Here is a 6561-nt window from a genome sequence, read left to right as displayed (position 1 = left end):
AGACCAAGCCACTGATCCTCATTCATTGATACTTCTCCGATCGCAGTCAGTGTCAGGTCGTCGAATGAGTATTTTGGAAGTGTCACGGTGTTACTATCAGTGATTGAGCGGATTCTGGCTTGTGCCCAGTTCTTTTGTGTTAAGACGGCGAATAACATGAAGTCTCCTTTCTAGGTTGGATTCATGACTACCGTGCGCTAGCACAGACACAAACAAGTTACCCCATAAAACGCAAAAAAAAAGAGGCACAGGGCCTCGACAATAGTTCATGATTCTCGGTTGACTTTCGCCGCTTCTACGCTTTGAACCAGAGCGTGTTGATACCCTTCATTGATAAATTCCTTGAGTTCTTCTGCGATCGCATCAAAGAATTCATCTGAGACTGTCGCAGGGTCGATTCCGATAAGTTCTAAATCGTCGTCAGATAGCCAAAGTATGGCTTTTTCTCTGTTTGGTTTACTCATTAGGCGTCCTCCGCTTGGTCTGCTTCGATCAGATGTTCAACCTGTTTAGAATAAATGAAGAAGGTGTTGATAATTTCTCTAATTCGGTGCTGCGGAACTATGAACGGCTCAAAGGAATTCTCAGGCTCCCCCTCTAATCCGAGTAACGAAGCAATGCCGTTGACATTGTTGATTTGACGAATCGAATCCTCGTCCAAATAGCAGAGATAAACTTCCAGTTGATTATCGTTGGTTTCTACCGTGTTGATTATCAGACTATCCGCTTGGTAGGTTCGTTGTACTTTCTCGGTTTGAGTGGTCATTGCTTGCGATGGGGTAAGGTGGACAAAGAGGGGACTAAGCCCCCTCCTTGATTATCCGACGAAAGGCAGGACATCGGAAATTTGACTAGGATGTTTTCTGAGATACGCTTCGATGTTCGCTCTAAGAACTGTCACCTTGATGCGGCTTCTGTCTGGATTCTTATAAGGCAATCCTAGCGCCTTGGCTGCTTTCCAGGCTTTCTTTGCGGTAATCTGAGTAACATCGAAATCAGGGTAGTCGTTTAATACCTCGTTTCTGCTAGGGACATCAGGTTCATCGACATCGAAGGGAATAAGTTCCTCATCAGGACTCTGTAAAACCTCGATTCCCTCATCGACTGGATTCATTTCAGGTATTTTGATGTCAGGAACTTCTACAACTTCATCAACATCCCAAGGGGGTAAATCATCGGTTTCTGTGGTGGTGTTCTGGGGGGTTTGGTTGGTAAACTCAAAGGTGATCGGTGTGTTTAGTTCTAAGCTACTAATATCTCCTGCTAACGCTAATTTTTTTCCATTTCTATGTTCGTAGGTGGCGTAAAGAACAAAGATGATGGCTAATAAATCGAGTAAAATTTCTAATGATGGCATGGTTGGTTTCTCGCTATGCTCAGTTCAACCACTCAGGCGCTAGCCGATCACCTTACTACCTTAATTCTAGCTACAGTTTTTCTAATAAATAGCTAGAATTAAGGTAAGTCTAAGTGTCGAGCTTATTGTAATACTCGAAAGCTCCTGCAAGATTTTGCAGTTCCCAGTATTTTAGTTTTGACGACTTGATGTCGCAGTAATCGATAATAAACCAAACTGTACACAGACGTTCTATTCTTTCTCGGTGAGTTTCTTCTAATTTATCGATTATCCCCTGAAGGTTTTCTACTTCATTCCTTATTATTTTGGTGTCGTTTATGCACTTTGATGATGCAGGGAAATCTTTAAGGCGTTCGACCATCGTGTTTAGCTCTTCAATACTATCTAGTAATTCTAATAGCGATTTTTTTGTATAAATTTCATTGTAGTTGCTATTTGACATCATTTTTCTCCTAAATGCTTAACAAATAAAAAAGGTGTTCTCGCTGTGCTTAATTTCTAAACACACAGGCGCTAGCAGATCACATTAGAAAAAAAATAGGAGCCTCTCTTTGAGGCTCCTACGGGGTGGTCAGGGAGTAGGCAGTGGAGCATTAAACACGAGTGTCATTTTTAGTCTCCACTAACACTCACACGATTACGCGCTAGCGTTTCCAACCACCGAGAATACGGAGTAACTAATTGTCTATAATTGGCTTATAGTAAGTCTTTGAGATATCCGCAGCAACTACTATTTTCGTTATAAATTATTGAGGTTGCTGCGGATCATCTTTGATCTCAAAATAGTCCTCGATAGTTTTGAGTAGTTTATGATTTAATTCTGTTTTTTTGGTTCCTTGATAGGAAGCGGTCATTCCCACAATATAGTTAGCGAGTCTTTTATCTTTGTCCTCACTGCTCTGAATAGCATGATGTATGGTTTTAAGTCTCGATATATGAGACTTAATCTTTTCGTTGGTTTCTTGTTGATATACTTTATCTGTGGGCATTTTTCTTACGCATTGTTGAGGGATGGTGTCGTATTTTCCCATAGCCGTTTCAATAGATACACTGAAGTTATTTACGCCAGTAATAATTCCGTAATTCCCTTTCTGTCCACGTAGACTATCATTGCCTTCTACTTTGATTATCTCGATCACCGCTCCTATATCTTTTTTAGAAAAGCTACTGGTTTGAACTTCTTTTTGTTGGGACGAGCGGACTACTTCTCTAACAATACTCTCTGTTAGTTCTTTTCCTTCTTGATTAGCTACATCTATTGAGTCTTTATAATGCTTAACAATTGACTGCTCTATCCTTTCTTTTTCTTCTACATCGTTTTTCGCTGTTGCCTTTCTCCATCCCTTTACAAGAGAGTATAAAGGACGAAGTTGCGTATCGGATTTGGGTAATGAATAGTCTCCTTCTAAGTTATCTTCAAGAACTTCATAAAGAACAGTCCCTGCAATAAGTTGATAAGCTCTAGATTTTACAATACCGAATGTTTCGTCGACATAAACATCCCATCTCTTGTTAGGATCTTCAATTTGATGAAGTTTCTTTTCTTGGATTTCTCGTAAAGCTTTTCCAATGATAGTAAAACTCTGAGAGTGTTCTATGACGATATTCTCTAATTCTGCGCGTTTTGCTATTTGTTCTTCTCGCTCTTCTATAGAATCTACTTGATCTGCTTTAAGTGTCTCAACGCTTGCTACTGTATCTGTTGATTCTGTCGTTTTTTTATCTGATTTACTTACCTCGGTTCCCTCGCTCTGAGCGGTTACATCGATCGCGTCTTGGGTAGTAGTTTGCTCTTTCTTCAATGGCTCCTGAGATTTTTTTGCCGTACTTCGACGTTGTGTTTTTCTTCCTGTTACTGCCATTCCTCTGACTCCTGCGACATTTTTCCAATTTTAGCATTGGAAGAACAAAACACAGAAGACTGTACAAAAACTAATTAAGTGGAGGATTTTCTAGGTTTTTTTTCTCGGTAAACTCTTCTTCAGACCAACTCGCAAAGCCGAAATTATTGCCCTGATTGAACAACACTTACAGGGCAACCGTTTGCAGAAGTTAGGGTATAGTTTGCCTAAACTAAGTTGAGTTTTTAAGATGACCGAAGTTTCTGCCTCCCAGTCCAAGGCTGATACTATGCCTAATTTTGAGATAATATAAAATTAAGTTGGGCGGAGAAACAGCTATGATTTCAGCATCGAATGAGCAATCCTCAATTATTCGTACTGAGCGTGGACTAACGATTACAGGTACACGCATCACTCTTTATGATGTAATGGATTACCTGAAAGCTCAGTATCCACCAAAGTTAATCCGTGAAAAACTCGGTCTCAACAATGAGCAAATTTGTTCAGCTTTAGCCTACATTGAAACTCATCGTACTGAAGTTGAAGCAGAATACCAAGAATGTCTGCAAACAGCAGCAGAAATTCGTCAATATTGGGAAGAACGCAATCGGGAAGGATTTGCCAAGATAGCCTCGATGCCCCCCAAGCCAGGTCAGGAAGACCTTCGTGCCAAACTCCAAGCATGGAAAACCCGCATTGAAGCCCAGTCATGAACTTCCTGATTGACTATAGATTCAGCAGCATAAGGTGAGTTCTCATGTTACAAGCTCCTTCTAAAACCAAACCACTCTTACTCCAACTCCCCGATGAAATTGCTCTAACAGTGACTTCAGAACAGTTTGCTGCTTTAGCTGCTGCTAATCGAGACCTTAGACTTGAACGTACAGCAACTGGACAATTAATTGTGAATCCGCCAACTGGCAGTGAATCAGGTAAACGAAATCTGAGCATCAGTGGTCAACTTAATAATTGGTTTGAATCAAACGATAACCTCGGTGAAGCCTTTGACTCATCAACGGGATTTGAGTTACCGAATGGCGCTAATCGCTCACCCGATGCCTCCTGGGTGCGTAAGGAGCGGTGGGAAGCCCTGACACCTGAGCAGAGAAAAGGGTTTGCACCTCTTTGTCCTGATTTTGTCGTGGAATTACGTTCGGAAACGGATAGCCTTAAAAAACTTCGTGAGAAAATGCACGAATATATGGACAACGGCGCACAATTAGGATGGTTGATTGACCCTCAGAATAAGCGAGTGGAAATTTATCGTTCGGGTAAGGAAGTTGAGGTTTTAGACATCCCAGCACGTTATCGGGTGAAGCGGTTTTACTGGATTTAGGCTTACGTTGAAACGCATTTGGGCTTAGCGATCGCACGTTAAGTTTTCTCAAAACAAGGAAAAGGGATGAACCGATGGAAAAGCTTACCATAACCCAACCTGACGATTGGCATTTGCATGTCCGAGATGGTGCCATGCTCAAAGCCGTATTGCCCCACACGGTGCGTCAATTTCCTCGCGCCATCATTATGCCGAATTTAAAGCCCCCGATTCGCTCTGTAGAAGAAGCAGCAGCCTATCGAGATCGCATCATCGCTGCTATTCCGACTGACCAACGGTTTGAGCCTCTGATGACTCTTTACCTCACTGACAACACCAGTCCCGATGAGATTATCGGAGCTTCTAAATCTCAGTTTGTCAAAGCAGTTAAGTATTATCCTGCTGGGGCAACCACTAATTCAGATTTCGGCGTGACGGATATTCGTCGGTGCGATCGCGTCTTTGAAGCGATGGAGGAGGTAGATATACCGCTATTGGTACACGGGGAAGTGACGGATAAAAAAGTAGATGTGTTTGATCGCGAGAAAGTCTTTATTGAAAAATATTTGCTTCCTCTCAAACAACGATTTGCCAAACTGCGGATAGTGTTTGAACACATCACCACTTCAGATGCGGTGAATTTTGTACTGAAGGCTGAAAACGTCGCTGCCACCATCACGCCACAACATTTATTGTTTAACCGCAATGCCCTCTTTCAAGGCGGCCTTCGCCCCCATTTTTATTGTCTACCCATTTTGAAAGGGGAAGAGCATCGTCAGGCTATTGTCCAAGCGGCTACATCGGGTAATCCTAAGTTTTTTCTGGGTACTGACAGTGCTCCCCATACTCGCAATAACAAAGAAAGTTCCTGTGGCTGTGCAGGATGCTATTCGGCTCTACACGCACTAGCATTATATGCAGAAGCGTTTGAGCGTGCTGATGCTCTCGATAAGCTTGAAGCTTTTGCCAGCTTCTATGGACCAGATTTTTACCGACTCCCACGCAATACCGAACAGATAACCCTGGTCAAATCGACCTGGCGTATTCCTGATGAAATCTCACTCATTGACTCTGGAGTCGTTCCCCTCTGGGCAGGCCATGAGATAATGTGGCAAATTCAATAGAAGCAAAACAATATGAGCAAATCTCTCCCTAAAATGACCAGTGACCAAGATGTTGAAAAGCTTCTTGCAGAAGACTTAACAGACTTTCTCACTCCAGAGAATTTTAAGGAAAACTTTACGCCGATTACCTTTGAGTTTGCTCCCAAAGATGTGACCATCAGCTTAAGGCTCTCAAAAGACTTACTCGAGTAGAAAGAGAATAAAGTCGTTATCAAAGAGATAGTATTTTCCGTGATAAGTCAGTTGAGCTTGCATCACTGGGAATCCTCCGATAATTATGTCTATTAAACCTCCGCTAGCATAGGCCCAGACTAGGTTCAACTCACCCGCAGCAACTACTATTTTGATTATACAAAACAGCAACTGCTGCGGATCTAGTAAAAAAAAGGCAATCCCCAAAATAAGATTGCTATGGAAGAAGACTTAAGATTCATATCCACTCTGCACTAGCAGTTCTACAGTCGAGAAAGCATTACGTCATACCAAAAACCCCATCTAGTAACTGATATTGCCAATCATCTTGTAAGTCTTTACTGATGGAGCTTTGAGCCACCCGCAGCACCACCAATATTGGTTATAGAAAACAGCAACTGCTGCGGAATGAATAGTTACCATCGCTGCCTATTATCGGCTATAATAATACTATGTATTAACTTGTATTATCTTAAAATTTCCCATGACAACAACAAGTTTTCGGTTAGACGAAGAGCTAAGTCCGAAGTTAGAAGAGATAGCCAAATCGTTGAACCGTTCCAAGAGTTGGATTATCAATGATGCCCTTCGGCTATACCTGGCCAGAGAAGAGACAAAACAAAGAATGCTCAAAGAGACCGAAGAGGCAATCGCTGACATTGAAGCTGGACGGCTGGTATCAGGCGAAGAAGTCATGCAATGGCTTGAAACCTGGGGGACTGGCTCATAGAA

General features: G+C 42.1%; 10 protein-coding genes. 5 read left to right on the top strand and 5 right to left on the bottom strand.

The features are described from left to right. Positions 1–266: 266 nt before the first annotated feature. The 5 genes from CY0110_RS21905 to CY0110_RS21885 all read right to left on the bottom strand — a co-directional run bounded on the left by CY0110_RS21905 (position 267) and on the right by CY0110_RS21885 (position 3219). The gene (locus tag CY0110_RS21905; RefSeq protein WP_008277757.1) at positions 267–464 is read right to left on the bottom strand and encodes a hypothetical protein; all 198 of its coding nucleotides are present in this window, start codon (positions 462–464) and stop codon (positions 267–269) included. Continuing rightward, complete coding sequence (locus tag CY0110_RS21900) at positions 464–766, bottom strand: hypothetical protein (RefSeq protein ID WP_008277756.1); 303 nt, start codon at positions 764–766, stop codon at positions 464–466. The genes CY0110_RS21905 and CY0110_RS21900 overlap by 1 nt, the downstream gene beginning before the upstream one ends. 51 nt (positions 767–817) lie before the next feature. Beyond that, positions 818–1357 (bottom strand): hypothetical protein, encoded by a 540-nt coding sequence (locus tag CY0110_RS21895; protein ID WP_008277755.1) that lies wholly within the window; start codon positions 1355–1357, stop codon positions 818–820. A gap of 109 nt (positions 1358–1466) precedes the next feature. Beyond that, on the bottom strand, positions 1467–1718 hold the full coding sequence (locus CY0110_RS21890; RefSeq protein WP_157464627.1) for a hypothetical protein: 252 nt from the start codon (positions 1716–1718) through the stop codon (positions 1467–1469). A gap of 385 nt (positions 1719–2103) precedes the next feature. Next, positions 2104–3219, bottom strand: a complete 1116-nt coding sequence (locus CY0110_RS21885; protein ID WP_008277753.1) for a hypothetical protein — start codon at positions 3217–3219, stop codon at positions 2104–2106. A 317-nt stretch (positions 3220–3536) separates the two neighbouring features. Between CY0110_RS21885 and CY0110_RS21880 the strand changes: the two genes are divergently transcribed. The 5 genes from CY0110_RS21880 (at position 3537) to CY0110_RS21855 (ending at position 6559) form a co-directional block, all read left to right on the top strand. After that, positions 3537–3911 (top strand): DUF433 domain-containing protein, encoded by a 375-nt coding sequence (locus CY0110_RS21880; RefSeq protein WP_008277752.1) that lies wholly within the window; start codon positions 3537–3539, stop codon positions 3909–3911. A gap of 44 nt (positions 3912–3955) precedes the next feature. Next, positions 3956–4534: a Uma2 family endonuclease gene (locus CY0110_RS21875; protein ID WP_008277751.1), complete on the top strand. Its 579-nt coding sequence runs from the start codon at positions 3956–3958 to the stop codon at positions 4532–4534. A 74-nt stretch (positions 4535–4608) separates the two neighbouring features. After that, positions 4609–5637: a dihydroorotase gene (gene pyrC / locus CY0110_RS21870; RefSeq protein WP_008277750.1), complete on the top strand. Its 1029-nt coding sequence runs from the start codon at positions 4609–4611 to the stop codon at positions 5635–5637. Between the two features lie 12 nt (positions 5638–5649). Next, entirely contained in the window at positions 5650–5829 is a 180-nt protein-coding gene (locus CY0110_RS21865) for a CopG family antitoxin (RefSeq protein ID WP_008277749.1), read from the top strand. A gap of 484 nt (positions 5830–6313) precedes the next feature. Then, complete coding sequence (locus CY0110_RS21855; protein WP_008277747.1) at positions 6314–6559, top strand: CopG family ribbon-helix-helix protein; 246 nt, start codon at positions 6314–6316, stop codon at positions 6557–6559. The last annotated feature ends 2 nt before the right edge of the window (positions 6560–6561 follow it).

Origin of the sequence: Crocosphaera chwakensis CCY0110 (assembly GCF_000169335.1) — a bacterium.
Classification (GTDB): Bacteria; Cyanobacteriota; Cyanobacteriia; order Cyanobacteriales; family Microcystaceae; genus Crocosphaera; species Crocosphaera chwakensis.
The sequence above is the reverse complement of the archived record's forward strand: the minus strand, read 5'-3'. Positions and strand labels throughout refer to the sequence as shown.

What these genes read in the sequence shown, in the direction of transcription:
- CY0110_RS21895 (WP_008277755.1), bottom strand. Translation starts at nt 1,357, where the DNA reads ATGCCATCATTAGAAATTTTACTCGATTTATTAGCCATCATCTTTGTT.
- CY0110_RS21855 (WP_008277747.1), top strand. Translation starts at nt 6,314, where the DNA reads ATGACAACAACAAGTTTTCGGTTAGACGAAGAGCTAAGTCCGAAGTTA.
- CY0110_RS21900 (WP_008277756.1), bottom strand. Translation starts at nt 766, where the DNA reads ATGACCACTCAAACCGAGAAAGTACAACGAACCTACCAAGCGGATAGT.
- CY0110_RS21875 (WP_008277751.1), top strand. Translation starts at nt 3,956, where the DNA reads ATGTTACAAGCTCCTTCTAAAACCAAACCACTCTTACTCCAACTCCCC.
- CY0110_RS21885 (WP_008277753.1), bottom strand. Translation starts at nt 3,219, where the DNA reads ATGGCAGTAACAGGAAGAAAAACACAACGTCGAAGTACGGCAAAAAAA.
- pyrC (WP_008277750.1), top strand. Translation starts at nt 4,609, where the DNA reads ATGGAAAAGCTTACCATAACCCAACCTGACGATTGGCATTTGCATGTC.
- CY0110_RS21890 (WP_157464627.1), bottom strand. Translation starts at nt 1,718, where the DNA reads ATGGTCGAACGCCTTAAAGATTTCCCTGCATCATCAAAGTGCATAAAC.
- CY0110_RS21905 (WP_008277757.1), bottom strand. Translation starts at nt 464, where the DNA reads ATGAGTAAACCAAACAGAGAAAAAGCCATACTTTGGCTATCTGACGAC.
- CY0110_RS21880 (WP_008277752.1), top strand. Translation starts at nt 3,537, where the DNA reads ATGATTTCAGCATCGAATGAGCAATCCTCAATTATTCGTACTGAGCGT.
- CY0110_RS21865 (WP_008277749.1), top strand. Translation starts at nt 5,650, where the DNA reads ATGAGCAAATCTCTCCCTAAAATGACCAGTGACCAAGATGTTGAAAAG.